Raw genomic sequence first — 653 nt, forward strand, 5'->3', positions numbered from 1 at the left:
GTAGATAAATTAAACGATACAGATTTCAACGTTATGATGAAAAATAAGAAAACAGGAGAAGATATTCTACTGGATTCATTTAAAAATATGAAGGGTTCCTATGCTGCACCAGGATTAAAAAACATGGAATTTCATCCCTTAAAGTGGTTAAGCAATGAGGAGTATGAATATGTGTTTACGTATGCAAGGGCTTATTATTCTCACGCTCCAACTATATATATTGTTAACTTAAAAACGAATCAAGTTACGCCGTTTTATTTATACGGATCGAAATGGAATGGGACTGACTTTGAACATTCTATAAAATTCACAAATTCAGATGCGCCCGTCAATGATTTTAGAGGACAAAGTATGTTTCTCACAAAATACTTCGATGACTTTATAGCGGGAAGAAATATACAAAGATTTGATGATGAGATTCTATTCCGAATGAGTGATAATTTGGGTGCATCAAATGAACGATACCGACAATCTTATTATGTAAAACTAGATTTTAAACATTTAAAAGCGACTCACTATTCTAGTAGAATGCCTCTTGATGGGTCTAGTTTTTCAAACCGATTGCCGACGCATTTAAGCCATTATATGGATGCAGAAGGAAACTATGTGTTGGTACAAGATGATAAACTAAATAAGCATATTGAACCAGAAGC

General features: G+C 33.5%; 1 protein-coding gene. It reads left to right on the forward strand.

The features are described 5' to 3' along the window. A partial coding sequence (locus ACS2QP_RS27370; RefSeq protein WP_438883017.1) for a hypothetical protein occupies window positions 1-653 on the forward strand: 653 nt, incomplete at both ends.

Source organism: Bacillus cereus group sp. Bce019, from assembly GCF_051781745.1.
GTDB classification, from domain to species: domain Bacteria; phylum Bacillota; class Bacilli; order Bacillales; family Bacillaceae_G; genus Bacillus_A; species Bacillus_A cereus.